Origin of the sequence: Thalassotalea sp. PP2-459 (assembly GCF_001913705.1) — a bacterium.
In the GTDB taxonomy this organism is placed as follows: domain Bacteria; phylum Pseudomonadota; class Gammaproteobacteria; order Enterobacterales; family Alteromonadaceae; genus Thalassotalea_C; species Thalassotalea_C hakodatensis.
The window spans coordinates 13,417-40,138 of record NZ_MKQD01000007.1; the positions used below are offsets into that span (position 1 = coordinate 13,417).

Annotated in this window: 27 protein-coding genes; 16 read left to right on the forward strand and 11 right to left on the reverse strand. The window is 38.5% G+C overall.

The window, feature by feature from the left end; translation table 11 throughout:
• Window positions 1–5: 5 nt before the first annotated feature.
• The gene (gene hutC / locus BI291_RS00275) at window positions 6–716 is read right to left on the reverse strand and encodes a histidine utilization repressor (RefSeq protein WP_074495229.1); all 711 of its coding nucleotides are present in this window, start codon (window positions 714–716) and stop codon (window positions 6–8) included.
• 160 nt (window positions 717–876) lie between these two features.
• On the opposite strand from hutC, the gene hutI reads away from it, so the two are divergent.
• Together hutI and BI291_RS00285 are read left to right on the forward strand one after the other, a co-directional pair.
• A complete protein-coding gene (gene hutI, locus BI291_RS00280) occupies window positions 877–2,118 on the forward strand; it encodes an imidazolonepropionase (protein ID WP_074495232.1) in 1,242 nt (413 codons plus the stop codon).
• A gap of 79 nt (window positions 2,119–2,197) precedes the next feature.
• A complete protein-coding gene (locus tag BI291_RS00285) occupies window positions 2,198–3,754 on the forward strand; it encodes an EAL domain-containing protein (RefSeq protein WP_175573056.1) in 1,557 nt (518 codons plus the stop codon).
• 21 nt (window positions 3,755–3,775) lie between these two features.
• On the opposite strand, the gene rraA is transcribed toward BI291_RS00285, so the two are convergent.
• The gene (rraA, locus tag BI291_RS00290) at window positions 3,776–4,261 is read right to left on the reverse strand and encodes a ribonuclease E activity regulator RraA (protein WP_074495237.1); all 486 of its coding nucleotides are present in this window, start codon (window positions 4,259–4,261) and stop codon (window positions 3,776–3,778) included.
• Between the two features lie 160 nt (window positions 4,262–4,421).
• Here rraA and BI291_RS00295 point away from each other — a divergent pair, with 160 nt between their 5' ends.
• Both BI291_RS00295 and BI291_RS18370 read left to right on the forward strand, forming a co-directional pair.
• Window positions 4,422–6,425 carry a bifunctional diguanylate cyclase/phosphodiesterase gene (locus BI291_RS00295; RefSeq protein WP_074495240.1) on the forward strand — a complete coding sequence of 668 codons (2,004 nt, stop codon included), beginning with the start codon at window positions 4,422–4,424 and terminating at the stop codon, window positions 6,423–6,425.
• A 101-nt stretch (window positions 6,426–6,526) separates the two neighbouring features.
• The gene (locus BI291_RS18370) at window positions 6,527–8,380 is read left to right on the forward strand and encodes a methyl-accepting chemotaxis protein (RefSeq protein WP_074495242.1); all 1,854 of its coding nucleotides are present in this window, start codon (window positions 6,527–6,529) and stop codon (window positions 8,378–8,380) included.
• Window positions 8,381–8,463: 83 nt separating this feature from the next.
• Here BI291_RS18370 and hslU read toward each other — a convergent pair whose 3' ends face one another.
• The 4 genes from hslU to priA all read right to left on the reverse strand — a co-directional run bounded on the left by hslU (window position 8,464) and on the right by priA (window position 13,541).
• Window positions 8,464–9,792 carry an ATP-dependent protease ATPase subunit HslU gene (hslU, locus tag BI291_RS00305; RefSeq protein WP_074495243.1) on the reverse strand — a complete coding sequence of 443 codons (1,329 nt, stop codon included), beginning with the start codon at window positions 9,790–9,792 and terminating at the stop codon, window positions 8,464–8,466.
• 20 nt (window positions 9,793–9,812) lie between these two features.
• Window positions 9,813–10,331, reverse strand: coding sequence for an ATP-dependent protease subunit HslV (gene hslV, locus BI291_RS00310; RefSeq protein WP_074495245.1), 519 nt, complete (start codon window positions 10,329–10,331; stop codon window positions 9,813–9,815).
• Between the two features lie 329 nt (window positions 10,332–10,660).
• The gene (locus BI291_RS00315; protein WP_074495247.1) at window positions 10,661–11,209 is read right to left on the reverse strand and encodes an SPOR domain-containing protein; all 549 of its coding nucleotides are present in this window, start codon (window positions 11,207–11,209) and stop codon (window positions 10,661–10,663) included.
• 118 nt (window positions 11,210–11,327) lie between these two features.
• Window positions 11,328–13,541 (reverse strand): primosomal protein N', encoded by a 2,214-nt coding sequence (gene priA / locus BI291_RS00320; protein ID WP_074495250.1) that lies wholly within the window; start codon window positions 13,539–13,541, stop codon window positions 11,328–11,330.
• A 224-nt stretch (window positions 13,542–13,765) separates the two neighbouring features.
• Between priA and rpmE the strand changes: the two genes are divergently transcribed.
• From rpmE to alr, 6 genes are all read left to right on the forward strand, one after another.
• Complete coding sequence (gene rpmE / locus BI291_RS00325) at window positions 13,766–13,978, forward strand: 50S ribosomal protein L31 (RefSeq protein ID WP_074495253.1); 213 nt, start codon at window positions 13,766–13,768, stop codon at window positions 13,976–13,978.
• A gap of 417 nt (window positions 13,979–14,395) precedes the next feature.
• On the forward strand, window positions 14,396–14,962 hold the full coding sequence (locus BI291_RS00330; protein WP_074495256.1) for an RNA polymerase sigma factor: 567 nt from the start codon (window positions 14,396–14,398) through the stop codon (window positions 14,960–14,962).
• A 4-nt stretch (window positions 14,963–14,966) separates the two neighbouring features.
• Window positions 14,967–15,461, forward strand: a complete 495-nt coding sequence (locus BI291_RS00335) for a hypothetical protein (protein WP_074495259.1) — start codon at window positions 14,967–14,969, stop codon at window positions 15,459–15,461.
• A gap of 10 nt (window positions 15,462–15,471) precedes the next feature.
• Window positions 15,472–16,413 carry a DUF4097 family beta strand repeat-containing protein gene (locus tag BI291_RS00340; RefSeq protein WP_074495261.1) on the forward strand — a complete coding sequence of 314 codons (942 nt, stop codon included), beginning with the start codon at window positions 15,472–15,474 and terminating at the stop codon, window positions 16,411–16,413.
• A gap of 155 nt (window positions 16,414–16,568) precedes the next feature.
• Complete coding sequence (gene dnaB / locus BI291_RS00345) at window positions 16,569–17,984, forward strand: replicative DNA helicase (RefSeq protein ID WP_074495263.1); 1,416 nt, start codon at window positions 16,569–16,571, stop codon at window positions 17,982–17,984.
• Between the two features lie 13 nt (window positions 17,985–17,997).
• Window positions 17,998–19,074, forward strand: coding sequence for an alanine racemase (gene alr, locus BI291_RS00350; protein ID WP_074495291.1), 1,077 nt, complete (start codon window positions 17,998–18,000; stop codon window positions 19,072–19,074).
• Window positions 19,075–19,091: 17 nt separating this feature from the next.
• Here the strand turns inward: alr and BI291_RS00355 are convergent, their stop codons facing one another.
• From BI291_RS00355 to BI291_RS00375, 5 genes are all read right to left on the reverse strand, one after another.
• The gene (locus BI291_RS00355) at window positions 19,092–19,472 is read right to left on the reverse strand and encodes a PH domain-containing protein (protein WP_074495265.1); all 381 of its coding nucleotides are present in this window, start codon (window positions 19,470–19,472) and stop codon (window positions 19,092–19,094) included.
• A 47-nt stretch (window positions 19,473–19,519) separates the two neighbouring features.
• Window positions 19,520–19,939 carry a secondary thiamine-phosphate synthase enzyme YjbQ gene (locus BI291_RS00360; protein WP_074495267.1) on the reverse strand — a complete coding sequence of 140 codons (420 nt, stop codon included), beginning with the start codon at window positions 19,937–19,939 and terminating at the stop codon, window positions 19,520–19,522.
• A 268-nt stretch (window positions 19,940–20,207) separates the two neighbouring features.
• On the reverse strand, window positions 20,208–20,672 hold the full coding sequence (locus BI291_RS00365; RefSeq protein ID WP_074495270.1) for a chemotaxis protein CheX: 465 nt from the start codon (window positions 20,670–20,672) through the stop codon (window positions 20,208–20,210).
• A 251-nt stretch (window positions 20,673–20,923) separates the two neighbouring features.
• A complete protein-coding gene (gene zur / locus BI291_RS00370) occupies window positions 20,924–21,358 on the reverse strand; it encodes a zinc uptake transcriptional repressor Zur (RefSeq protein ID WP_074495273.1) in 435 nt (144 codons plus the stop codon).
• A gap of 410 nt (window positions 21,359–21,768) precedes the next feature.
• Window positions 21,769–22,524, reverse strand: a complete 756-nt coding sequence (locus BI291_RS00375; RefSeq protein ID WP_074495276.1) for a DUF2971 domain-containing protein — start codon at window positions 22,522–22,524, stop codon at window positions 21,769–21,771.
• 295 nt (window positions 22,525–22,819) lie between these two features.
• Between BI291_RS00375 and dusA the strand changes: the two genes are divergently transcribed.
• The 6 genes from dusA (at window position 22,820) to BI291_RS00405 (ending at window position 26,612) form a co-directional block, all read left to right on the forward strand.
• Window positions 22,820–23,836, forward strand: coding sequence for a tRNA dihydrouridine(20/20a) synthase DusA (dusA, locus tag BI291_RS00380; protein ID WP_074495294.1), 1,017 nt, complete (start codon window positions 22,820–22,822; stop codon window positions 23,834–23,836).
• Window positions 23,837–24,115: 279 nt separating this feature from the next.
• Entirely contained in the window at window positions 24,116–24,247 is a 132-nt protein-coding gene (locus tag BI291_RS18655; protein WP_303046022.1) for a hypothetical protein, read from the forward strand.
• A gap of 750 nt (window positions 24,248–24,997) precedes the next feature.
• The gene (locus BI291_RS00390) at window positions 24,998–25,279 is read left to right on the forward strand and encodes a hypothetical protein (RefSeq protein ID WP_074495281.1); all 282 of its coding nucleotides are present in this window, start codon (window positions 24,998–25,000) and stop codon (window positions 25,277–25,279) included.
• Between the two features lie 10 nt (window positions 25,280–25,289).
• Window positions 25,290–25,952: a phage shock protein PspA gene (gene pspA, locus BI291_RS00395; RefSeq protein WP_074495284.1), complete on the forward strand. Its 663-nt coding sequence runs from the start codon at window positions 25,290–25,292 to the stop codon at window positions 25,950–25,952.
• 68 nt (window positions 25,953–26,020) lie between these two features.
• Window positions 26,021–26,233 (forward strand): PspC domain-containing protein, encoded by a 213-nt coding sequence (locus BI291_RS00400; RefSeq protein WP_074495286.1) that lies wholly within the window; start codon window positions 26,021–26,023, stop codon window positions 26,231–26,233.
• A gap of 40 nt (window positions 26,234–26,273) precedes the next feature.
• Window positions 26,274–26,612 (forward strand): hypothetical protein, encoded by a 339-nt coding sequence (locus BI291_RS00405; RefSeq protein WP_074495289.1) that lies wholly within the window; start codon window positions 26,274–26,276, stop codon window positions 26,610–26,612.
• The last annotated feature ends 110 nt before the right edge of the window (window positions 26,613–26,722 follow it).

Genomic DNA, 26,722 nt, shown 5'->3' on the forward strand with positions numbered 1-26,722 from the left:
GTGCGTTAAAAAGTTAAATGGCTGCCAAGGCGATATTTATCACCAGGTGCCGTTAATGTTGCTAAGCTAACTACGCCTTGACTTGACCAAGTACGACGCTTTACTTGTAAGCAAGGGGTGCTTGGTGCTATTTCGAGTAATGTGCAGTTTTCTGGTGCAGCAAGTACTGCTTCTATTTCGTGTGTTGCCTCTGTTAAAGGCGCTTCATTTGATAAATATTCATGTGGTGTAATGTTAGCGAAGTCTTGCAATAAGTATTCAGGCACTAATCGTGGGTTAACAAACCGTTGTTCGAGTTGAATAGGTTGTTTATTTTCAAGATGTAACACTTCAGAATAGAATGCACGTTCTCCTTGTTTCATGCCTAGCAGTATTGCAAGTTCTTCGGTTACATCAACGGTGGTTAATTGAAGTTGCATTGCCTGATGTTCGTGTCCACGTTCGCCTATTTCATCAGCGATATTCCTAATTTCTAACACAGATGATTGTGATTTAAATGTCGCAACAAAAGTACCCGCACCTTGAGTACGTACTAACAAACCTTGTTCCGTAAGTTCTTGTAAAGCTCTTCTTGCGGTCATACGACTCACTGAAAATTGCTCAGCAAGTTCATTTTCTGAAGGAACTTTGCTATGTTGCTGCCAAACACCTGATTCAATATTTTGGCAGATATGCTCTTTTATGACGGTAAACTTAGCGGCTTTTGCTTGACTCATGATGGCTTCACCTAAACACTGTAAATTAATAGTAGAACTATATCTTGTATATACAATCTCATGTTTTATTGAATGGGTCAATAGTTGTATATACAAGTTTGCAATGTCTTTGTTTATTCGTTAGAGTTGCGACAATTAAAAATGTATTGTTGAGAATGTTATGAGCTTTAATGTTGCGAGTTGGCAAACCCTTTTTATCCATGTAAATATTGCCACGATGTCACAAGGTGGCGAAAACTATGGCGAAATAAAAAATGCAGCTTTGGCGATCGCACAAGGGAAAATTGCATGGCTTGGTACGATGGAAAGCTTACCTGCTTATGACGTCAATAATGTAGATGTCATCGATGGCCATGATCAATGGTTAACGCCAGGGTTAATAGACTGTCATACTCACTTGGTTTACGGCGGAAACCGTGCCAATGAATTTGAAATGCGCTTACAAGGCGCGAGTTATGAACAAATTGCTAATGCTGGCGGTGGTATTGTTTCTACCGTATCTGCAACAAGAATAGCTTCTGAAGAACAATTGCTTAATAGTGCATTACCCCGACTAAAAGCACTACATAACGAAGGTGTCACCACCGTCGAAATCAAATCGGGTTATGGTTTAGATACTGAAAATGAAATAAAAATGCTAAGGGTGGCTACAGCGCTTGCGAAGCATTTACCTGTTACCGTAAAACGCACGTTTCTTGGCGCTCATGCGTTACCTGTTGAATATAAAAACATGCCTGATGAATATGTTGAACTTGTTTGCAAAGAGATGCTGCCGAAAGTTTCACAAGAAAAGCTCGCTGATGCTGTGGATGTGTTTTGTGAACATATTGGTTTTTCTAAAGTGCAAACTGAAAAGGTTTTTCAGGCTGCTAAACAGGCGAATTTACCCGTAAAAATACATGCAGAACAGCTTTCGAATTTAGGTGGCACTGAATTAGCAGCAAGTTTTCATGCGTTATCAGCTGATCATATTGAATACTTAGACGAGCAGGGCATCAAAGCCATGAAGGAAAGTGGAATGACCGCCGTGTTACTGCCGGGGGCATTTTATTTTTTAAGAGAAACTCAACAACCACCGATAGATTTACTGCGTAAATATAATGTGCCTATGGCAATAGCGACAGACGCAAATCCAGGCTCATCACCCATAAATTCTCTGCAATTAATGTTACATATGGCTTGTACATTGTTTCGTTTAACACCAAGTGAAGCGCTTGCTGGAGTGACATGCAATGGTGCAAATGCGCTTGGCATTGCTGACTCGAAGGGGAAGCTTGAAGTTGGCTATGATGCGGATATAGCGATGTGGAATATTCAGCAACCTGCAGAGCTTTGTTATCAATATGGTGTAAACCCTTTGACATTACTTGTAAAAGCGGGGAATACTGTTCTTTCTCGCTAATTTGCGTACTAATAATACAACGATTAGTATTGTTAAGCTTACTTTTGCTCCGGCTTGCTGTTGAAAGGTGTTTATGGTGATGATTGCTAATCGTTTTATTTTGCTGTTAATGATGCTTACTTTAGCGCCTTATGCCTTTGCAGCAGACAGTTTGTTCGTTGCTACTTTCCAGTTTTTTCATCTTATTATTGCTTTAGTCGTCGGAGCACTACTCGCATTATTGTTAATGCAACTCATAACCTACGGCAAAAGGCGTCAAATTCGTCAAACAAAACACTTAGCTACTACACAGACTTTTGCTCGAGATGCGGTTACTAATTTACCTGTGATGCAGCGTGGCTTAACAGTGCTTAAAAACGTAATAAAAGAAAAAGGCGCAAATAATATCGCGGTTATCGTTTTTAAACCGGTAAATTTTGATCAAGTGAATGATGTGCTTGGCCACCAAAACTCTGATCTAATACTACTTCAATTTGCTTATAAAATGCAGCAAGGTTTGCAAGATAAAGCGCTATTAATCAATTTGGGGAATGATCAAAATGAGCAAATAAAATTGTGTCGTTTACAAGGGTTAGAATTTGCTGTGCTTGTTGATAAAAGTGCTTTTCAACATCCTGAAAAAATAGTTCTTGAAGATTTATGTCAAACATTAATTAATATTGTGCCTAAAGCGATAAGTGTGAAAAGTTGCTCGTTAAATTTTGAATTAATGCTAGGTATTTGTTCTGGCAACTCGCAGCATCATGCCTCAAGTATGATGACAGATGCGTGCGATGCACTATCACTTGCTGAACGCACGGGGGAAACGTTCCGCTATTATGAAACAGGTCATGCTATACATAGCAAACGTCAACTTGCTCTTATGGAAAAATTACGCCAATGTCATCAACGAGGTGAGTTAACATCACTTATTCAGCCACAAGTATCTTTCATTCAAGATAAAATCATCGGTTTTGAGATGAAACTTGATTGGCGTAAACATGTTGATGAAAAGTTATCACAAGCAGAGTTTGAACAATTAGCATCATATAGCAACGTATTATATCCATTGACTAAAATGTTATTTAGCGATGCCTTTGAAATCCTCGCATTAACCAAAGCGAATGGTATAACGGCGACGGTTTCGGTGAACTTAAGTAGTGGTGCGTTATTAGAAACTGAACTTGCTGACTTTATTGCACTGCAAGCAGAACAAAATGACATACCGTTAAACCAGCTTATTGTCGAGTTACACGAAAAGGTATTACTGAGTAATGCCTACAGAGCGCGCATGATGATAGATCAATTAAAGGCGCTCGGTGCTAACATTTCAGTAGATGAATTTTCAGGCAGCTATGAAGCGTTAAAGTATTTACGTCGAGCATCAGTTTATCAAGTGAAAATTGATTGCAGTCATATTGATGATATAGCAGGTTATCGGGTTGATAAAACGATAGTGAATGCGTTGATAAATTTGATCAGGAAAATGGACATTTCAGTAGTAGGGAAAGGTATCGATAAATTATCATTGAAAGAAAATTTTGTCGCTATTGGTGGAGATACCGCTCAAGGAAACATTATTCACCCTGGTTTACAAAAAGAACAAATTATAGATTGGTGTGTTAGCTGGCAAAACAAAGCCAAACAGCTGGGTTAGTTAGTATCAATTAAATTGACATTACTCTATATCCAGAGGATCAGGCGATAAAATGATACCGGTATTGTCGGCATATATATGATCATCGGGTAAAAATGTAACACTGCCAAAATTGATTGGCAGATCTGTTTCGCCATGCGCTTCGTCGCTTGCACCGACAGGTATTGCAACTAAACCTTGAATACCTAAGTCGATATCTTCTAATAAGTCGACATCTCTCACACTACCAAAACACACAATACCTTCCCAGTTGTTTTTTGCAGCAGCTTCAGCGATATAGCCATCGATCAGTGCACGTCGTGTGGAACCGCCACCATCAATCACTAATACTTTGCCGGTGCCATCCGTTTCAACCATCTGTGAAATTAAGCCATTTGTTTCAAAACACTTAACTGTAACTACTTGACCTCCAAAAGAACTTCTACCACCGTAATTACAAAATAGAGGTTCTACTACGTCAATTACATCGGCATACAAATTACATAATTCTGAGGTGTTGTATTCCACGGGTGAGTCCTTTTGTGGTTAATGATCTTACGTTAGCGTTTAGTATACAGGGCTTACGACACTTAACAAGTCGACAACAGAAATTGCACTTGTAATCAAATGTAAAAGTCGATTTAATGCGTTAATTCAAAGTAAAGATAAATTAGGTAATAGTGTAGTGATGCCTGAGAGCACATATACGGTAGGCTTTTTGTACACGTTTCAAATGTGTACTTCATTCGTGCTGGCATTTTTTCTTTATGAATATTTTAAGGATGTTGATAAAGGTTTTGTGAAATATTGGGGGCTTGCTTTTACGGGGTTAGCGGTAAAATACCTAGCACTAGCATGTCAAAATTTCACGCCACATATTGCAGATACAGCGTGGCTTAAAGTTATCATAGCGTTTATTACGCAAATTGGCGCTTACACATTCGCGTTATTTTTTATCTTAGGGTTTTTAGCCGCACTCAAGAAGTCTCCTATTATTTTTAAGCATCAACGTTGGTTACTCGGTTTGGTGCTTACGTTTTCTTTAGCGACATCTTTTGTTTTTGCTTTTGACGTAAACGCTGCATTTAATCGTTTTTATATACGGGTAAGCTTATTAGATTTCATTTTATCTGGGGTGTTTCTCGCTGTTGCTATTTTATTGATGAATAGTCAAAAACGTTTTTTAGCTGCGAAGGTGATGGTTGTTATTTGCTTACTGTTTAGCGCCCGTTATCTGATTTGTTCATTTTTGACTGTGGTGATGCTGCGTGAAAATAATTTCGCTCAGATAGAGCTTATTTTTCGTTATTTTGATTTTGCTTGTTATACCCTATTAGGTGTTAATTTGATGATATGGATGCAAGGTGCTGAGAGAAGTGCTGCGGAAGTAGCGATAAATCGTGCTAAATATATGGGTAAACACGATTTGCTTACTGGTGCATTAAATCGTGAACAAGTGATTGAAAACATTCCATTAGCCATATCAACAGCAACCGATAAAAATCTCAAACTGGCAATTTATTTAATTGATTTAAAAAGGTTTAAATTTATTAATGATACCTACGGTTTGAAAATAGGAGATTTAGTGCTTGGTAAGGTTGCTAAGCGCTTAAAACAAAGTGTGTTATTACCGCAAGTGATTGGTCGAATCAGTGGTGACTCTTTTGTTTTTGCGATTGAAATAGGTGATGAAGGGCAACTAGAAAAAGCGGCTCAACATTTACATGATGTGATTTCTCGCGCTTATCGTGTTAACAACCAAGAAATACACCTTCAAGCGAGTGTTGGCTACTGCTTAGCGCCTAGTGACGGCGATGAAGCAGAAAACTTATTGCATAAAGCCAATTTAGCGCTGTTTCGCGCAGAAAATAAAAATATTCCAAGCTTACGTTATTCTGCTGGTATGCAAGCAGATGGTAGCCATTTACCTGCGGCAGAGAAAGCGATTAGATTAGGAATACAGCGAAAACAGTTTGTATTGTATTTTCAACCACAATTAAATTTAGTTTCTAACCGCATTGAAGGCGTGGAAGCGCTCGTACGTTGGCAACATCCTGAAAAGGGGTTATTGCAGCCCGATAGCTTTTTGCCAGATTTTGAGGCTCTTGGCCTGAATAGTGTACTCGATGGTTATGTGTTAGAGCTTGCTTGTCAAAAACTAGCTAACTGGTATCAAAGCTTTAAACGACGTTTAACCATTGCTGTTAATGTTAGTGCGGCTGAGTTCCAAGACCCTGCCTTAGTATCAAAAATACAAGGGTTGCTGGTTAAATATCAGGTTCCTTCAAAGTATCTTGAGTTAGAAATCACTGAAAATGTTGTGATCACAGATATAGAGTCTGCGATGGATACCATTGTCACGCTGCAAAATATGGGGATTAAAGTTTCTATTGATGACTTTGGTACAGGTTATTCCTCTTTGTCTTATTTGCGTGATCTGCCGATAGACAAAATAAAAATAGATCGTAGCTTTATTACCGATTTCGCTCGCAATGACTCTGACTTAACTATTGTTAAGTCGATGATCAAATTGTCTCATGGTTTAGGTAAACGTGTATTGGCAGAAGGGGTTGAGAATCAAGATCAACTTGCCCTCTTAAGAAAACTTGGCTGTGATGCAGTGCAAGGTTTCTATATCAATCGTCCGTTGACAGAAGAAAAACTAGTCAGTCAACTTTCTCGTCGCGAATAAAATTGTACATAATTATAAAAAAAGCGCTTACATTTCTCTCTCTTTTGCCGATAGAGTCTATACTTACCTTGAACAAGTTTTATCATTAAAGGGTTGTATATATGTTGATCAAACATAAGCTAATCGCCAATACCACAATACTTGGCTTAGCAATGGTTTTTATGCTGCTGTTAATTTCGTATACCGAGTCATCTTTAGAAAAAGATATAACAGTTGCCAGAACTATCGGAAATATTGAGGTATCCGTTTTACAACTACGACGCCATGAGAAGGATTTTCTTGCCCGTAAAGATTTAAAATATAAAGAAAAATTTGAAAATACTTATCAGAAACTCGTGAGTGATATTAATCAGCTCGAACAGTCTTTAATAGAAGAGAACCCGCCTGAAATTGGTAGTATGCGCCGTGTTATGGCGGATTATGAACAACATTTCACCAATATGCTTGAGGCTCAGCAACGTATAGGGCTTAATCCGAAAGATGGATTGTATGGTAAGTTGCGCGCTGCGGTTCATCATGTTGAAACCTTGATAGGGGATAAAGACCATCAAATGTTGAGTATGATGTTGCAATTACGCCGTAATGAAAAAGACTTCATGCTGCGTTTAGATGATAAATACATAACGCGTTGGAATAATAATGCTCAGGCATTTGTTAATTATGTTAATGCGAGTGAGCTTCCCGCAGAGACACGTGCAAAAATTGTTGATAGCCTAGCTGAATATCAATTGTCTTTTACATCATTAACTGACGCACAACGTGAGTTAGGCTTTAAGGCTGATTTAGGGCTAATGGGTAAAATGAGAACAGCGGTACATAAAGTTGATGAAAACTTATTATCATTACTCAATACCAGTAAAGCATTGGTAGATCAACATACTGATTTTGTGGGTAAAGTGGCGGTGGCTGTTTTTTCTTTTGTTCTTGTGATTGCGGTTGCGTTCACATATTACATGAGTAAGTCTATTTTAGATGGTGTAAACAATCTGAAAAATACCATGAACCGTGTCGCTGAAACGAAAGATCTTTCCATTATTGTAGAAACCAAAGATAAAGATGAACTTTCAGAAGTTGCTCGGGTATTCAACACTATGATCGCCAGTTTCAGAAATTTAATAGTAGAAGTGAATCACTCTGTTAGTACTGTTAATACGGCAACTCGTAGTTTGTCTGAAAATATTCATCGGGCGAATGAAGGTGTTGATACGCAAGTACAACAAACGGACTTAGTGGCAACTGCGGTAACAGAAATGGTTGCAACAGTGGAAGAGATCGCAAAAAATACTCATGAGGCCGCTGACAAAGCCGAAACTACTCACGAAAATGCTCAAGCCGGAAAAACAGGTGTCGATTCGACCATAGGTCAAATAGATCATTTATCTGATACATTATTAGAGTCAGAAAATGTCGTCAAAGAACTAGCCAAAGACAGTGATACGATAGGTTCGGTATTAGATGTTATTCGTGGCATTGCTGAGCAAACAAACTTACTCGCGTTAAATGCAGCTATCGAGGCCGCTCGCGCAGGCGAGCAAGGGAGAGGCTTTGCTGTAGTAGCTGATGAAGTAAGAACGTTAGCGAGTCGAACGCAAGATTCAACACAAGAAATTGAAACAATAATAAATTCGCTGCAAATGCGTACAAAAGATATTGTAACTCATATGGCTGCATGTAGAACGCAAGGACAAGAAAGTGCAGAACAAGCAGCATCAGCGGGTAAAATGCTAGTAGAGATTACTCAAGATGTTTCAACGATTATGGATATGAATACAGCCATTGCAAGTGCTATTCAGCAACAAAGTACCGTTGCTCAAGAAGTTAATGAGCACGTTGTTATGATCCGCGATGTTGCAGAAGAGGCTGGCCAAGCGGCTACCCAAAATGCACAAATGAGTGAAGAGGTATCACAACAAGCGCAAGTACTTGATAAAGAAGTTAATCAGTTTAGTGTGTAATTGGTTTTTCACTTTATTTTAATCGCATAGACGAAAAAGCCATCGAAATATTTCGATGGCTTTTGTTATTTATGCAATATGAGTTATAAAATAAAGCGACTTAAATCTTCATCCTGTATGACATTATTCAATGTTTTGTTTACGTAAGCTTCATCAATAACAACGGCTTCGCCACTACGGTCATTAGCAGAAAATGACAGCTCTTCTGTTAGGCGTTCCAACATGGTATGTAAACGACGCGCGCCAATATTTTCAGTGCTTTCATTTACTTGCCATGCCGCTTTTGCAATCGCTTGAATGCCGTCTTCGCTGAATGATAAGTCGACGCCTTCAGTGGCTAACAATGCTGTATATTGCTCGGTTAATGAGGCACTCGGTTCGGTTAAAATTCTGACAAAATCTTCAGTGGTTAACGCTTGTAACTCCACCCGTATAGGTAAACGGCCTTGTAATTCTGGTATTAAATCAGAAGGCTTTGCCATTTGGAAAGCACCTGATGCAATAAACAAGATATGATCAGTTTTTACCATACCGTGCTTTGTCGATACTGTAGAACCCTCAACTAATGGCAGTAAATCACGTTGTACACCTTCGCGTGACACATCTGGTCCTGAGCTATCACCGCGTTTACAAATTTTGTCTATCTCGTCAACAAAAACAATACCGTTTTGTTCCACGGCTTCAAGGGCTTTTACCTTGATGTCTTCTTGATCAACAATTTTAGCTGCCTCTTCTTCTTGTAACGACTTAAAAGCATCTTTAATTTTTAATTTACGTTTATTGGTTTTTTCTGGCGATAAATTCTGAAACATATTTTGCAGCTGTGAAGTCATGTCTTCCATGCCGGGAGGTGCCATAATTTCAACGCCCATTTGTGGTGCAGCAAGTTCTAATTCAATTTCTTTATCGTCTAACTTGCCTTCACGTAACTTTTTCCTAAATACCTGTCGTGTTGCAGTATTCTCTGAAGATTCATCATTACCGTAAGTATCGCGAGGGTTAGGTATTAACACATCAAGTATTCGTTCTTCAGCGCGTTCTTCTGCAAGGTGTTTCACCCTTGCCATTTCTTGCTCTTTGGTCATTTTGAATGCCATGTCAGCAAGGTCGCGAATGATCGTTTCTACTTCTTTACCTACGTAACCAACTTCAGTGAACTTTGTTGCTTCAACTTTGATAAAAGGCGCATTGGCTAATTTAGCTAAACGTCGTGCGATTTCTGTTTTACCAACACCAGTTGGACCAATCATTAGAATGTTTTTGGGTGTAACTTCTTGACGTAGCTCATCATTTAACTGCATACGACGCCAACGATTTCTTAACGCAATCGCTACGGCTCTTTTGGCATCTGCTTGACCAACAATATGGCTATCTAATTCATGTACAATTTCACGTGGGGTCATATTTGACATAGATGATTCCTTTTCGCTGGTTATAGTTCGTCTAAGGTGTAACTATGATTGGTGAATACACAGATATCACCAGCGATTTTTAATGATTTTTCAACAATTTCTGAGGCGGTTAGGTCGGTATTTTCAAGTAATGCTGTTGCGGCTGATTGCGCAAAGTTTCCACCACTTCCTATTGCGATTAAATCGTGCTCTGGTTGAACAACATCACCGTTACCGGTAATGATCAAAGAAGCTGTTTCATCAGCAACCGCTAATAATGCTTCTAACTTACGTAATGCTCGGTCGCTACGCCAGTCTTTGGCTAATTCAACAGCAGCTTTTGTTAGATGACCTTGGTGCATTTCTAGTTTGCTTTCAAAGCGTTCAAACAAAGTAAATGCATCTGCGGTACCACCAGCAAAACCGGCTAATACTTTGTTGTTATACAAACGGCGTACTTTTTTGGCATTGCCTTTCATTACGGTATTACCTAAAGAAACTTGTCCGTCTCCACCGATGGCAACTTTACCGTTTCTTCTTACTGATACAATAGTCGTCACGTTAAACCTCTACAGGTGTCTGCTAAAACATACTCACCTTAATTGAATAACGGGAGTATAAATTAGCGAGTTAATTACATTGTAGATTAGATGGGTGCGCTTACGGTTTTTTCAAGATTAAGCGTACAATTAAGCGCAAACAACACGTTCAAAAGGGAAAAAAGTCTGTTTGGCTGAATTGCCTAGGGCCTATTGATCTTTCGCGTTTATTTTTGCAGCAGCTTATTGGTATTTAGACAAGGTATTGCGATTAATATGTGGTTTGTTATTCCACATCAAAAAGCAATAACGATGTATCAATGACAAAAAATGCTGCCCTTTGGGTTCAGCTATCGCCATAACCAAATTTGGCAGGTGCTAATGCGGTTACCACGTAGTTTATGTTTGTCGCGTTCAGCATCTCGTTTTTTATCATATGGACCTAAGTACACTTTATGCCAAGTGCCATTACTACCGCTTGATGCACTAATATGAGATGACAACCCGGCAAAGGCTATGGTTGCCTTCATCTTTTCAGCTTGTTGCTGTGTTCTAAAAGAACCACATTGCATTTTCCAAGGGCCTCTGTCTTCTACAGTATACTCACCCGCATCCACTTCTTTTTCTTGTAACTGTTGAGGGTAAGCCCATTTTTCTTTTGGCGGCTCAGGTAGAGTAGTGGCCTTTTTAGTGGCGGGTTTACTATTTACTGTTGTTGTTTCTTCAGGCGTAATGTCTTTAATAGACCATAATAAATAACCAAAACCAATGCCGAATGTCAGTGCAACAACGATTAACAACTTTAATTTTGCTGTCACTACTTTTGGAGCAGGCGCTTGTTGCTTTTTATAAGGATTCTTTTTATTTTTGGTACGGGAAACGTAATCTTGATGTGTCATTGGTTTACTACATGATAACTGAAACTTAAAGCGTGAATGGCTTATTGTAACTGAGCAAGTCAAAATTCAAAGTAATAATGAAAAATAATCAGTTTTATTTTGTTATTAAAGGCGGTGTTTACCAACTTAAATCTATTGGATCAACGTCAATCGACCAGCGTACTTTACTGTGACTTTCAATACTATCAATTTCAGAAAGTATCATTTGTAAAGATTGATGTAACCGTTTACGTGAGTCAGCTTGCACTAGAAGGTGATAACGATATTTACCTGCTTTTTTCTCCATCGCGGCTGGCATTGGCCCAGCTAGGTTACAAGCAAGCGATAGTTGGCTGATTTGCCGTAAAAATTGTTCAGGTAAATAGGGCGTGTTAGCTTCGGCGCGAATCAATGCCTGAAAACTATAAGGCGGTAATTTAGCCCATTTACGTTCTTGCAGACCGGTATTGGCAAACTCAGCATATCCTTGATGCACCAGTTGGTGTAATAATGGATGTTGTGGGTATTGGGTTTGAATGTATACCGTACCAGGTTTGCTTGCGCGACCTGCGCGGCCAGCAACTTGTTCTAGTAGTTGTGCCATATGCTCAGCCGCACGATAATCAATGCTAAATAAAGCGCCGTCAATATCAAGCATAACCACTAATGTAACATCAGGAAAATGATGACCCTTTGCCAGCATTTGAGTACCAATAAGAATATGATGTTGTTTTGTCGCCACTTGTTCTAATCGTTTACTTAGTTCTCCTTTACGTCTGGTACTGTCACGGTCTATTCGTACCACACTATGGTCACTAAAGCGTTCTGTTAACCATTGTTCAACTTGTTCAGTGCCTTGTCCAACAGGGTTGATGCGAATACTGCCACAATCAGGGCATTGTTTAGGAATACGTTTTTGACTATTACAATGGTGGCAAATTAATAACCCTTGTGATTTATGCAAGGTGTAAGGACGATTGCATCGTTGACAGTCAGCCACCCAGTGGCATTCTTTACAATTTATTGCGGGTGAAAAGCCACGACGATTAATAAAAACTAATACTTGCTCATCTTTAGCGATGGTTTGACTAATTGCTTGTACGGTTGCAGGCGTTAATCCACTAGCCATTGATTGGCCATTAACATCAATTAATTTTAGCGTTGCTTGTACACTGTTACCGGGGCGCTTTGTGAGTTGGTGATAACAATATTTTTTAAGGTTAGCATTTGCCAGTGACTCAAAACTTGGGGTAGCACTGCCTAGTACGATTGGAATATTTTGCTGCCTCGCACGAATGATGGCTAAGTCACGGCCGTGATAACGAAAACTATCCTGTTGTTTAAACGAGGGGTCGTGTTCTTCATCAACGATGATCATGCCAAGTTGATTGCAGGGAGTAAAAACAGCTGAACGTGTACCTATGATTATGGCTGCGTTACCTTGCTTCGCGTGTTGCCAAGTTGCAAACCGTTCTTTATCGTTCAACCCTGAGTGGTGTAGCACAACCGGCACATTAAAACGTTGTTCAAAACGAGCAAGCATTTGCGGCGTTAAACCTATTTCGGGTACTAATACTAGTACTTGCATGTTTTCAGCAAGGATGGGCTCCATTGCTTGAAGGTAAACTTCTGTTTTTCCGCTACCGGTAATACCATGTAAAAGGTGGCATTGAAACTTAGTTTTATGCTGTGAAATTGCAGCAACAGCTACGGCCTGTTCGGTAGATAGCGACAGTTTATCTGAATTATTGATACTGTTTTCTTGCCAGTTAAATTTCGTTAGCTCTTGCTCAACGGCATGTATAAATTGCTTTTCTTCTAATGCTGTTAATTGTTGTTTGCTATAACCAAGCGTTCTTAATTCGGGCCAAGTAATGTTTTGATGTTTCGCGATTAATAATAATAACGCCGCTTGTTTCATTGCTCGCTTTTTGGTTAATTGTGCTAATAGCAGAGAAACATCGTTAGTTGATGAACGCCAAACCCTTTCTTTTTCAGGCATTGAAGGCGATATTTGCCGCAATAAAACGGGTAATGCGTGCTGAAATACTTCACCAATAGGATGTTGATAATAATGAGCACTGATGGTTAATAATTTTATCAAGTCATTAGGAATTGCATGTTCAGGGTTTACCCGAGATACAATAGATTTAAGTTTTTTAAGATCAAAAGCAATATTTTCATCGGGTTGTAAGCCAATAATTACGCCGATTACTTGCCGAGAACCAAAGGGAACTAATACCTGCTCACCCACTGAAATTTTAGGGTGTTGTAAAGCTTGTGGTACCAAATAAGTAAACTGCTGGCGCAGTGGCACAGGAATCGCAACTTGTACAAGAAAACAATCAGACAAAGTGAAAAACTATTATTAATGATCAGAGGCGCTATTTTGCTTATTATTGGTGATGATGCCAAGCGATATATTATTTGGTTATTTTTTCACTAATACATTCTTATTTTTCTTGAATACCGACGAGTTATCAATTACTATTCGCCACCATTATTTTTTAACACGTATGGTGCTTAGCGAAATTGGTTCGACTGAGTGGCGATACGGCCCATATTTAGAGGTTTTCCATGAAAGAAGGTATCCATCCTGAGTACGTTGAAATCAAGGCACATTGTTCTTGTGGTAACGTAATCAACACTCGTTCAACGAGAGCGAAAGACATTCACCTTGACGTATGTTCAGAATGTCACCCATTTTACACTGGTAAGCAAAAAGCTGCTGAAACTGGTGGCCGCGTTGATAAATTCAACAAACGTTTTGGTGCATTAAGCAAAAAATAAGCTTAATGATGCATTTCGTTTGAGAAAAGCGCCTAGTTATGGCGCTTTTTTTATGCCTTATACCAATTAAAATAAACATTTGGTCACTTAGCGAGAGTTAAAAGGATTGAGGCACTGGTTAGTTGTTCCTGACCTAGCCTAAGTAGCTTCATCCCTGAAGCGTCCTTGTTAAAATCAATAACACAGCCTATAAGCCTTTTAAACTCGCCCTTGGGAGCTCATTAGTCCCCTGATAACTTCCCTAAATAATCAAACCATAGAGTGACTATAGTTAAATTATTTAGCTTGTTCTAAGCGTGCTAATGAAGCTCTAAGTTGATTAAATCTTTAATTCAATTGCTATTAAAACTTTTTCTTTTAAACCTTTTTTATTCATACTGCATCTAAATAATTAAACAGCAAACATGGAAAGAGCATTTGAGTAACTCTCAAGTTATTGACGCACAGCAACGCTTTTCTCAAGATCAAGACTTTGAGCTGGTAACACAAGCACAACGCGGAGAGCAACGCGCGTTCATTGAGTTATACCAGCGTCATCATAAACGCATCTATGCGTTGTGTTGGCGAATGATTGCTGATAAAGACAGCGCAGAAGATATTTGCCAAGAAGTATTTGTGCAAATGTGGCAAAAAATTAATCACTTTCGTGGTGATAGTAAGTTTTCTACATGGTTTCATAGTGTCGCGACAAATGTGGTGTTAAATCATCTTCGAAAGCAAAAAACATGGATACAAAAAGTATTCAGCGTGGAAGATAAATTTGTTGAAGAACAAACCGTTGCTATGTCTGATCATGTTGAAGTACATGAGTTAGATAAACACATTCAACAATTGCCAGAACGAGCGCGTATTGTGTTTGTATTATTTGCGGTAGAAGGCTATCGACACGAAGAAATTGCCAGCATGACAGGAATGGCTGTTGGATCAAGTAAAGCTCAATATCACCGAGCTAAAACATTGCTAAAAGAAGCATTAAGTGAGTAGTAGCATGAAAAAACCGATAACCGATAGCGAACTACAAACACAAGTAGCGCAATTACCGAGAGAGCGAACTCCTGAGCGAGACCTTTGGCCTGGTATAGAAAAAGCCATTGCGCAACAATCAAACAATACAAGTAAACGAAAATCATTTTACCCGGTAGCTTGGGCTGCCAGTATCGTTGTTGCAGTGTTAGTGTCTTGGTTAAGTTTAACGCCGGTCACTGACGTAACTGAACAGCAAAGCCTTGCCAAAATAATGAAGCAAGACTTTGAACAACAAAAGCAACTTATGTTAACCAGCTTAGGGCAACCGGATCTTACACAGTTGTCACCTAAAATGAAAACCCAGCTAATTGAGCTGCAAGAAGCACAGCAGGCGATACAAAAAGCACTAGCAAAAGATGAAAATAATGGTGATTTACTTAACTTATTACGCTGGACTCAAAAACAAGAGTTAGATTTGATCAAAAAATTATACAGCCCGCAATGGCAAACAATTTAAAGGAAGGTTTATGAAAACGTTATTTTTACTGGTAGGCATATTTAGCGCTATTGTTACCTTACCTGTATTTTCAAAGAATCTAATAGATGAAACCATGTCTGGTGAAGGTGTTAGTAAAGTGTATGTTGAAAATATGCGTGGTGAAGTTGCGATAAAGGGTTGGGATAAAAATCAAGTGGTGGTAAAGGGTAAGCTTGATGAACACGCCAAAGCATTCGACTTTGATAAAAACGGTAGTGTTATTGATATAAAAGTGCGCATGAAAAATCATCATAACTCCCGAAATAATGACGGTTCTGATTTGGTTATTATGGTACCTAAACGTATGCGAGTAGAGTTTTCCGGAGTGTCTTCTGATTTTAGCTTAGAAAGTATTACGAAAGGCATCGAAGGAAAAACAGTGAGTGGAGATATCGATATTCGCGATATTGACCATCAAGTAGAAATTTCAACAGTAAGCGGCGATATTAAAAGTATTAACGCCAAAGGCAAAGTCACCATGACCACTGTCAGTGGTCAAATATCAGATAAAGCCTCAAGTGGTCGCTTGCAGCTACGAGCAGTAAGTGGCGAAATTGATACGCAATCAAGTGCGACAGAAGTTGATTTAGGTGTTGTATCAGGAGATTTAACATTTAATTTGGCAACGGTGGATGAATTAGAGCTATCGTCAGTAAGTGGTGAAATCGAAGGTGAACTAGCGCTAGCAGATAATGGCCGAGTGAAAATGTCTTCAGTGAGTGGTGACATTGCCCTTAAATTCATTGATGCTGTTAATGCTACTTTTCGATTGAAAACGCATGCAGGCGGTGATTTACTTAACCATATTACCAGTGACAAAGCCGTTGAAAGTAAGTACTCACCACGTGCTAAGCTTAATTTTGAAGTGGGGAACGGTAGTGCAACGGTAAAAGCAACAACTGTTAGTGGTACTATTCGCTTATTAAAATAAGTTTACCTTGAGCGGCTCATTAGCAGTCGCTCATAATCTTCTTCGCTTATTCTTTACTTAAAACGTTCTTCTAAGCCATAATACTCGCCTTAGCTTTCAGTGAATTAAACGTTAGCAATGATCACTGATTCCGATAAATCAACACAGGTGTATGAATGGCAGATCGCAAGCCAGCAAATTTTTCCAAAAACAATAAGAAGCATGACCAACTTGTCGACGAGTTAAAGGTGCCACCACATTCGCTTGAAGCCGAACAGTCTGTATTAGGCGGCTTATTGCTTGATAACGAAGCGTGGGATCGTGTTTCTGAACGTGTTGTTGCTGAAGATTTTTATAGCCGCTCTCACCGCATTGCGTTTGAAACAATTGGTTCATTGATTGAGCTTGGCGACCCTGTTGATTTGATCACGCTATCAGAAGCGTTAGAAAATGATCAAAAGCTTGATGATGCCGGTGGTTTTGTTTACCTCGCTGAAATGATGAAAAACACGCCAAGTGCAGCCAACATAACAGCCTATGCAGCCATTGTTCGAGAACGTGCAGTAACGCGTGAAATGATCGCAGTGGCTAATGAAATCGCTGAAGCCGGTTTTGATTCTCAAGGGCGCAGCAGTGCTGAACTGCTAGATTTAGCTGAAACGCGCGTGTTTCAGATTGCCGAAAAAAGGGCGAATAAATCTGAAGGCCCAGAAAACATTAATAACGTGCTAGAAAAAACTGTTGACCGTATAGAAAAACTTTATCAACAACCGCACGATGGGGTAACAGGTGTAACCACAGGCTTTTCTGATCTAGATAAAATGACCGCAGGTCTACAGCCTTCTGATCTTATAATTGTTGCTGCTCGTCCTTCAATGGGTAAAACAACTTTTGCAATGAACTTGTGTGAAACGGCGGCGATGACTTCAGATAAACCCTGTTTGATCTTTTCTCTCGAGATGCCTTCAGAACAAATCATGATGAGGATGTTGGCGTCATTAGGCCGAATAGACCAAACCAAAATACGAACTGGACAATTAAATGACGAAGATTGGGCACGTTTGTCTTCAACTATGGGGTTGTTACTTGAAAAAGGTAAAATGTTTATTGATGACTCTGCAGGTTTAACGCCGACAGAAGTTCGCTCTCGGGCGAGGCGTGTTGCGCGAGATCATGGTGGCTTAAGTATGATCATGGTTGATTACCTTCAACTTATGCGGGCACCACAGTTCTCTGATAACCGTACCTTAGAAATCGCTGAAATTTCTCGCTCGCTTAAAGCCTTAGCAAAAGAATTAGAGATCCCCGTCGTTGCATTATCACAGCTAAACCGTAGTCTAGAGCAACGCTCAGACAAACGTCCTGTTAACTCAGATTTACGTGAGTCAGGCTCAATTGAGCAAGATGCCGATTTAATTATGTTTATTTATCGTGATGAGGTATATCACGATGACTCTGAATTTAAAGGTATGGCCGAAATTATCATTGGTAAGCAACGTAATGGCCCAATTGGCCGAGTACCGTTAACCTTCCAAGGGCAATTTTCTCGCTTTGATAATTATGCTGGCCCTCATGTATTAGAAGAAGATTAATTTAGCGATGAGTATTCGAAGCGCGACTGCATTAATTGACCTTGCCGCGTTACAACAAAACTATGCAGCGATAAAAGCGCAAGCACCTAACAGCAAAATTCTCGCTGTGCTGAAAGCAAACGCTTATGGCCATGGGTTAGAGCGTATTGCAAAGGCGTTACCGCAGGCCGACGCTTTTGGGGTGGCACGAATCGAAGAAGCATTAGCACTAAGAACAGATGGTATAGTCAAACCCATAGTGTTGCTTGAAGGTTTTTTTACCGCGCAAGATTTACCGATTTTAGCCGTTAACAATTTACAAACGATTGTACATAATGAACAACAACTAACGGCTATTTTAAACGCTGATTTAGATAAGCCGTTAAAAGTATGGTTAAAAGTTGATACGGGGATGCATCGTTTAGGCGTAAATCCTGAGCAATTTGAAGATTTCTATCAACAATTAACCGCGAGTGACAATGTACAAAATGATATTGTTGTGATGAGCCACTTAGGCTGTGCTGATGATACTCAAGATACTGCCACCACCGAGCAACTTGCTCGCTTTAATCAGTTAACCGCCTCTTTTGGTAATGAAAAAAGCTTGGCCAATTCCGCGGGCATTTGGGCATGGCCGGAATGCCATTTTCAATGGGTTCGCCCTGGGTTAATGTTGTATGGTGTTTCCCCAATGATCCATGATACCAATAATAATGCTCATGACATTGTGCCGGTAATGACCTTGCAAGCAAGCTTAATTGCCATTAGAGACATTAAGGCTGGGGAAGGCGTTGGCTATGGTGCTAATTGGCGTAGTGATAAAGATACCACTATTGGTGTTATTGCCATTGGTTACGGTGACGGTTATCCACGTCATGCTGCTAATGGTACACCAGTGTTAATAAATGGTCGCCGTGTCCCCTTAGTTGGTCGCGTATCAATGGATATGATAACCGTGGATTTAGGCCAAACATCAACGGATAACCTTGGTGATGTTGCAACACTTTGGGGCGAGTCATTGAGTGTTGCAGAGGTTGCCGCGCATGCAACCACTATTCCCTACGAATTATTATGTAATATTAGTAAGCGCGTAAATTCACGCCTTAAATAGCGTGAAATTTTTAACAATTACCTAGCAAATAAACAGTTAGCGAGTGTTTTTTGAATAGCGACAATGTCGTCACCTTTTCTTAGTTCTCTAGTGATTGGCGTATCGTGACCAGAAATATAAATTTTTAAATCTGAGTCGAGATCAAAGTGGCCGGCACTTTCAATTTTAAAGTGAGTAATGGCTTTATATGGCACAGAGTGATATTCAACTTTACTACCTGTTAGACCTTGTTTATCAATTAAAATTAATCGATCACTGGTGAAAATAAATTTATCACGAATTAATTTAAATCCAAGTTCAATCGTTTCATTGTTTGCTAAAATAGGTGAGAGTTCTTCGGCTAGCTCATTTACATCAACCTGTGATGCATTGCCCATTAATCCTGATAAAAAACCCATAAAATTTCCTTGTTATTGATGATTTGTCATTAATACCATAAAACAAATTATTGTCCTTGAATAGTGGCGATGATGGTTCTTGCTTCTGCGAAATTGCGGTGCTCACCAAGATAAACTCCTTGCCAAATACCTAGGTTTAACCGTCCATTGGTAATAGGAATAGATACGCTACTACCTAATGTACTCGCTTTTATATGAGCTGGCATATCGTCGGCACCTTCGTAAGTGTGTTGATAATATGGCGCATTTTCGGGGACAAAGGTATTAAAGTGGCGTTCTAAATCTGATCTTACTGTTGTATCGGCGTTTTCATTAATGGTTAATGAAGCGGAAGTATGTTGAATGAAAAGGTGTAACAAACCACATTCAATGGCTGATATGTGCGGTAGATGGTTAATTATCTCATCGGTGATCAAATGAAACCCTCGTGATTTTGCGGGTAGCTGAAATGTTTTTTGTTGCCACATAATATTGATTACTTAAGTTCCTTAAAAGATTAACACGCCCTAATTGGATAATACTGCAATATCTAAATGAGCCATTGTGTAGCTATGTTAAAAACGACTGATCACTATATCAAAAGGCTATTATCGATTCATTCCCGCGAACAAACAGTCTTGGTATACTTCGATCAGACTGGCGACAAGGAACCATTGATGATGGGCAATACCAAAAAAGTTAATCGTACGATTAACTTTTTTATGGGGGTACAATAAAGCTTAGTAAGAGGGCTTATTATTTATCGAAACTGAATTCGATATACGCTTTGCCCTCTGGCGCGCTCAGCGAAATAATAACAATAGGGCCGTCTGCTTTATGGTTAATTGTATGGTTATTGCCAGACACAACCATAGGAGTTGCCATATCAAATTCGAAGCCTTTTTCGCTTAGCATTCTTTTGGCGCCACCTGTTACCATATTGGTAATTTCACCTACCAAGTCGGTAATTTCTTCATTGACCTCATCAGGTGCTTCGCCAACCATATTTTTCATGGTTGCTAATGCTAATGGAGCATCAAATGTAATGGATAATGAGCCCTTTGTTTGCTCACTCACCATACCAATTAGACCTGATACGTCGCCCATGGCTACTTCATTTTTCTTAAGCTTAGGCTTTTCTGGGGTCAATTCCATCTGAGCCATTGTTGACATTACATTTAGCATTGACGATAAAAATGGGTTAATAAACTCTACATTCATGAAGGTACTCAAAGCCTTATCAGTTCTAGTATTCTGATTTTGCACATATAATTAGTAAATGTAAATCGAGAATACCAATTGTTATTCTAAGATACTAGCAACTTTATGCTCTTTGGCAAAAGTTATGTAAACATTTACTTCAGATTCTTGAAAATTCACATTAATTACCTAGTTGCCTGTAAGTATCGACGAGTATTGCTAATTTTACCAATAATAGTATGAAAATTTTATCATTTATCTGTGAGTAACTATTATTGGCAATCCATGCAAGCACCGTGTGCTTCTACAATTTGATGATGAACCGTGAAGCCTTTTTGCCCAGCCATTTCTTTTAATGCCATATCAAAATCATTAGATTGAATTTCTTCAACTAAACCACATTTATCGCATATTAATAATTGTACAGGGTGGTTACAGTCACCAAAGTGATGACATAAAACGAATGCATTAATAGATTCAATTTTATGCACAAACCCTTGCTGGCTGAGAAAGTCTAATGCACGATAAATCGTTGCAGGCTTTGCGGCTGGGTCGGTTTCTTTAAGTTCATCAAGTAAATCATAAGCACCTACAGCTTTATTTCTATCTGCTAATAATTTAAATACTTGCTCTCTCGTTGGAGTAAACCTAACTTCTCTTTTTACACAATAGGCTTTTGCTTGCTCTAACAATTTTTCAATATTCATTACATTATCGATATTTTCACTGTTTTAAATGAGTCTACCATAGAGAAAAAAGGTTACCCAGCGTTTCAATGAAAACTCTTTAAATGATTGTTAATACATAGTGATTATTTTGCTTTTCTGTAATAAGAGCCGATGTACTTTTGTTTAACGCATATAAAAAACGTATAATTACTGCTGAAGTAGCCCGATATCTTAAGAGGCTGACGTAATACTTTTATAGGCTTTTAATTTAACGTTATGATTTCTCATAAACTATCTATTGCACCCATGCTCGATTGGACTGCTTTCTAGGTTTATCAGGGACTGCGAGCTAGTTTGGGGTTCCTGTAGGGTGACCAATTGATATTGAGGGTGACCGAATTCAGGAGGCTAGATTGTTCGTTTGTGTTATTGGTAATATGGTTTTTAACTTAACGTGTAAACTTTCTAAAATTAGTAATTTCTAAATCAATTTTACTTAGCATTGAATGATCATTAAACCTATCTCCAGTGATAATTTTTGTGGGTTTTAAGTAATCTGGCATCGTAATAGGTTTACCACTTTCACCTTCTTTAAAGGGGAATAACTCAACTAAACGAAATTCTTTTTCATATTGCCAGTGTGACGTTTTTGCAGTAACTATTCTTGTTATTGTTTCTTCAGGGCACAACGCGATCTCTCGTGCAGAAATAATAGGGAGAGTAGTTGAATAGACTACGGGTAAAATTTTAGTGTTAGGAAGTTCATTATATTCATATTCGACACAAAAACCTTCATGATTTTCAGCGTAGTGAGCCCATAATAAAGGGTCGTTAACTTCTCCAGAGAAAAAACAACAAATACCAACTGAGTTAAGAATATTGTGTCTGATGTTTGCAACTGATAATTCACGTTCTAAGTTTTGTATTGCATCAGCATTAATGCAGTTTTCAATATAGATTTTTATTTCTTGAATAATTTCTTTCGAAAATACCGCATTTTTATAGTCAAAATTTTCAGGATAAACAGTATTAATAGTAGATATTAATGTCTGTAAATATATATCCGAAAGAGGAGGCATATAAAGAGCCTGAATTTTACAGTCATTTAAATCATTAAACATTTTTGGGGAGGAAAGCCAAAGTTGATTGTTAGCAAGCGTGTCACAACGCTCGTCATCCAGCTTTTCAAAACGATATAGTTTCAATGAGTTAAATTCTTATGAAATTTTCAAAAGGTAAATACTATATTACAGAGTCTTTATTTTGAAACCAATGAATAAAATAATGTCCACATCGATTCGCGGGTTAAAGTCTATCAGTTTAAAAATAGTAGTTAAGTTATTATCCATCAGTTTTTTAGAAATTACACTTATTCTTAATGTATAATCGCCACAATATTTTAAGCTCAAAATCCTACTTTCTGAGGGTGACCAAAGGGTGACCGCAAAGGAAACTCAAGGTAATTCTATGCGATTCAGAGCAATTGAAAGCGTCAAATATATGAATAAAGAAACTATTGAACCTACCGGAAAATCTAAAACTCCCGTAAATAGGGGGCTACATGCACTTTCCGTTGCACCCATGCTCGATTGGACCGATCGCCATTGTCGTTATTTTTATCGAACCATGTCTAAAAACGTGGTGCTGTATACGGAAATGGTGACAACAGGCGCTATTTTATTTGGTAAAGGTGATTACTTAGGGTTTAACGAAGAAGAGCATCCTGTTGTTTTGCAGTTAGGTGGTAGTGATCCTGAAGCGATGACTAAATGCGCGATAATCGCCGAGCAGCAAGGTTATGATGAAATAAACATTAATGTAGGGTGCCCTTCTGACCGTGTTCAAAACGGCAAGTTTGGTGCCTGTTTGATGGCTGAACCTGCTCTAGTATCTCGCTGTGTAGAGCAAATGCAAACAGCAGTAAATATTCCTGTTACCGTGAAATCGCGCATTGGTATTGATGATCAAGATAGCTATCAGTTTTTACATCAATTTATCAGTGAGGTATCTCAAGCGGGTTGTGAACATTTTATTGTACATGCTCGTAAAGCATGGTTAAGTGGTTTAAGCCCTAAGCAAAACAGGGAAGTACCACCACTTGATTATGATCGGGTTTACCAAATTAAACGCGACTTTTCGTCGTTAAACATCTCTATTAATGGTGGGATTAAATCTTTTCAAGAAGTAAATCAACATTTAACCCATATTGATGGGGTAATGATCGGCCGAGAGGTGTACCAAAACCCTTATTTATTGTCTCAAGCGGATCAGCAAGTTTGGCATGAAAACACTGTGGTGAAAACACGAGCGCAAATTATTGAAGAAATGGCTGCGTATATTGATAATTATGTCGCCAATGGTGGTCGTGTATGGCATGTTGTTCGGCATATGCTTGGTTTATGCAACGGTTTACCAGGGGCAAAACAATATCGTCGTTACTTAAGTGAAAATGCTAACCGTGAAGGTGCAAATAGTCGTGTTCTACTTGAAGCGTTTGGTAAAGTGAAGGGTATTTAATGACGACAAAGTTCCGAAATCGGGAAGTGTATTCCCGTATTCGGGAAACTAATTAAGTTGTTAACTCTCAATAAAACAATAATTAGCAATTTTTTTACTAACAAATAGTGAAATTCACCAACTGGTTATGATAATTAAAAACCTGTTTCGAAAACTAATTTTTTGTAAAAATTAACTTTCTTTATAATTCAATGGTTTATGTTTTTTTTGCTGTAATGGCACAACCTTTGTTTACTTTCTTGCATCTTACTCACTATAACCTTATTAAAGGACAAGAAGATGCTAAGTTTATTAACCATTTCTATGATCATGATGATCCCTGCTGCAGCGGTGCTTGCCTGCTCAGTGGTGATTCGGTTTTTTGAAAAAAAGCTCAATACAAGTAAGCGAATATCTGTTTGTGATATTTGATTACTTGAAAGAAAAACGAATTAAATATCTTAACTAATGTGCCTTTTTCATCAAAGTGAATTATTTTTATTAAGCATAATAATTACTATCAATGTATACACATGCTTCTCTTGAGCCATTAACGACAACGCATTATTGAGTTCTTTGCTCCTCTCGGTTTTGTACTATCATCCGGCGAAACATAATACCTACTCCTGATATTTTACCTGTTAAATACCATACTTGTGCAGTTACATTCTTTTTCGTGCCATTAATTAAATTGAAGCCTCCCAATGTCATCTGAACAATTGTTTTTCTATTAAGCAGCACAGATTTACTTAGTTGATAATAAAGTAGAAAGCTGTACCACATTGGCAGGCATAAAAAACGCAATGCTAAAGAATAATACCTTCTCTTTGCTCTCACCCAATTGCTAAATAATAGCGTTCATTGGTCAGAGGTATCGATAGCTATGAGGGCTCAGAACCTAGATCAAACAAGGTAATTGTCTCGGCGTATCTATTACGTGAAGAGTCTTACTCATCAGTCAAATAGTCATATTGGTCAATTAGACTAAATCGGTAGTTATATTCACTATAATTTCGTTTGACATATTATGTCGTGAATTGTTGAGGATTTAGTGATTATTTAAATATTTGTTATAAAACAAGTGGTTAAATAAATTTACGCTGTTGGCACAAGCTTTGTAATGTATAGATTAATGAAGGATAAGTTTTTAATTTTTAGATGACACACACTCAGGAGAGCAACATGAACCGTCAACGTTTTTCATTATTATTGACTTCACTTGTTATAGGACTAACGACAATTACGAGTGCATCGGCAAATCAAAGCAGTATTGAAGATAGCGTAAATAAAGCGGTAGCAGAACAAACTAAACAAGTGTCACAGCAGATATCAAAAGCATTGAAAGATAATATTCAAGCGCAACTTAAATTAACCATCGCCTTAGCTGATAAGCCAGTTGTTCATACTGAGCAAATGATCGCTCAGGTGTCACCATCATCAAAAAGAACCATAGAAGAAGAGTAGGAGAAATACCATGGGAATGTTTTCACGATTTACAGATATTATAAATGCCAATATTAACAACATGCTAGATAAGGCAGAAGATCCAGAAAAAATGGTCAGATTAATCATTCAAGAAATGGAAGAAACACTTGTTGAAGTAAGAGCGACAGCGGCAAAACATATTGCTGAGAAAAAGTCGGTGTTACGACATATTCGCCAGCTAGAAAAATCTGTTGGTAATTGGCAAGAGAAGGCTGAAACAGCAATAGCAAAAGATCGTGATGATCTTGCAAAAGCAGCCTTAGTTGAAAAACATAAAGCACAGAGTGAACAAGAAAACTATGAACAAGAGCTATCTCAATTAGAAGAGTTTTTAACTGCAGTGCAGGAAGATAGTCAGCGTTTACAAAGTAAGTTATCAGAAGCAAAACGCAAACAGGAAGCCTATGTGTTAAGACAAGAATCAGCAACGGTGCGTTTAAAAGTAAGAGAAAGCGCACAAGTGCATAATATTGAAGATGCGATTAGCAAGTTTGAACGTTACCAGCAAAAAATTGATGACGTTGAAGCGCAAGTTGAAGCATTTGATTTAACGGCTAATCAAGATCTTGCAAGCCAAATATCAGCGTTGGAAACAGATGAACGTATTGACGAAGAAATCGCAAATTTGAAGAAGAAAACAGTCAATAGCTAATGACCACGTTGCCATGACACCTTACGTTCAAGGTGTCATGTTTACCCATTAATTAGAAGGAAAAACACATGAAATATCAACGTCAATATACTCATCAGTCTACTTTATCAAAAGATCAATTGTATAAGAAAGTATCAGGTGTTTGTGCTGGTATTGCTCGACATTACGAATTTCCACGTTGGGGAGTAAGAATTGCAGCGGTTGTATCTTTATTTGCATTTCCTGTCGTTACAGCGGTTGCTTATATTTGTGCAACAATTTTACTTCCAAATCATTATTAGTCCTTGTTAAGGCAGTACTTTCAAACGATAGGAGTAGGCTATGTCATTATTTAAATCACTGTTACTTGCCATTATTGCCACGTTGTTTCTTACTTATGTTTTAGGGACGAGTTTTGTCGAATATTTTGACGTTGACGTATACATGGGAGAAGAACTTATTGAACCTTTAAAGGCGATCAGTATCTCAGCGTTAGTTGTTGTGATATTGACGCTTGTTGCCGTGGCGATAGTTGTCAGTGTGTTTGGTACGGTGATTTTTCTTGCGATGCTTGTTTTTGGTGCAGTTGCTATGGCATTACTTGGTGCCTTTTGGCCGATATTCATGATAGCCGGCGTTATTTGGTTATGTACGCGAAACAAACAACGACAATATAATTAGGATCTGTTGATCTTTCGAGATTAAATTTTGTTCGAACTAAACGCTTTTTGTTCAAGACGTGAGCAATGTCGCATGGTTATTCCATGTAAATTGCGAACAACGATGAAGAA

Excerpts from the sequence above, each read along its gene's own strand:
- hslU (WP_074495243.1), bottom strand. The coding sequence starts at position 9,792 with ATGTCAAATATGACCCCACGTGAAATTGTACATGAATTAGATAGCCAT.
- hutI (WP_074495232.1), top strand. The coding sequence starts at position 877 with ATGAGCTTTAATGTTGCGAGTTGGCAAACCCTTTTTATCCATGTAAAT.
- dusA (WP_074495294.1), top strand. The coding sequence starts at position 22,820 with ATGAATAAAGAAACTATTGAACCTACCGGAAAATCTAAAACTCCCGTA.
- BI291_RS00295 (WP_074495240.1), top strand. The coding sequence starts at position 4,422 with ATGCCTGAGAGCACATATACGGTAGGCTTTTTGTACACGTTTCAAATG.
- BI291_RS00355 (WP_074495265.1), bottom strand. The coding sequence starts at position 19,472 with ATGGGTTTTTTATCAGGATTAATGGGCAATGCATCACAGGTTGATGTA.
- BI291_RS00365 (WP_074495270.1), bottom strand. The coding sequence starts at position 20,672 with ATGAATGTAGAGTTTATTAACCCATTTTTATCGTCAATGCTAAATGTA.
- BI291_RS00400 (WP_074495286.1), top strand. The coding sequence starts at position 26,021 with ATGAAATATCAACGTCAATATACTCATCAGTCTACTTTATCAAAAGAT.
- BI291_RS18370 (WP_074495242.1), top strand. The coding sequence starts at position 6,527 with ATGTTGATCAAACATAAGCTAATCGCCAATACCACAATACTTGGCTTA.
- BI291_RS00315 (WP_074495247.1), bottom strand. The coding sequence starts at position 11,209 with ATGACACATCAAGATTACGTTTCCCGTACCAAAAATAAAAAGAATCCT.
- hutC (WP_074495229.1), bottom strand. The coding sequence starts at position 716 with ATGAGTCAAGCAAAAGCCGCTAAGTTTACCGTCATAAAAGAGCATATC.
- BI291_RS18655 (WP_303046022.1), top strand. The coding sequence starts at position 24,116 with ATGCTAAGTTTATTAACCATTTCTATGATCATGATGATCCCTGCTGCA.
- BI291_RS00285 (WP_175573056.1), top strand. The coding sequence starts at position 2,198 with ATGATTGCTAATCGTTTTATTTTGCTGTTAATGATGCTTACTTTAGCG.
- rpmE (WP_074495253.1), top strand. The coding sequence starts at position 13,766 with ATGAAAGAAGGTATCCATCCTGAGTACGTTGAAATCAAGGCACATTGT.
- zur (WP_074495273.1), bottom strand. The coding sequence starts at position 21,358 with ATGAATATTGAAAAATTGTTAGAGCAAGCAAAAGCCTATTGTGTAAAA.
- BI291_RS00340 (WP_074495261.1), top strand. The coding sequence starts at position 15,472 with ATGAAAACGTTATTTTTACTGGTAGGCATATTTAGCGCTATTGTTACC.
- BI291_RS00360 (WP_074495267.1), bottom strand. The coding sequence starts at position 19,939 with ATGTGGCAACAAAAAACATTTCAGCTACCCGCAAAATCACGAGGGTTT.
- BI291_RS00335 (WP_074495259.1), top strand. The coding sequence starts at position 14,967 with ATGAAAAAACCGATAACCGATAGCGAACTACAAACACAAGTAGCGCAA.
- BI291_RS00405 (WP_074495289.1), top strand. The coding sequence starts at position 26,274 with ATGTCATTATTTAAATCACTGTTACTTGCCATTATTGCCACGTTGTTT.
- BI291_RS00390 (WP_074495281.1), top strand. The coding sequence starts at position 24,998 with ATGAACCGTCAACGTTTTTCATTATTATTGACTTCACTTGTTATAGGA.
- dnaB (WP_074495263.1), top strand. The coding sequence starts at position 16,569 with ATGGCAGATCGCAAGCCAGCAAATTTTTCCAAAAACAATAAGAAGCAT.
- pspA (WP_074495284.1), top strand. The coding sequence starts at position 25,290 with ATGGGAATGTTTTCACGATTTACAGATATTATAAATGCCAATATTAAC.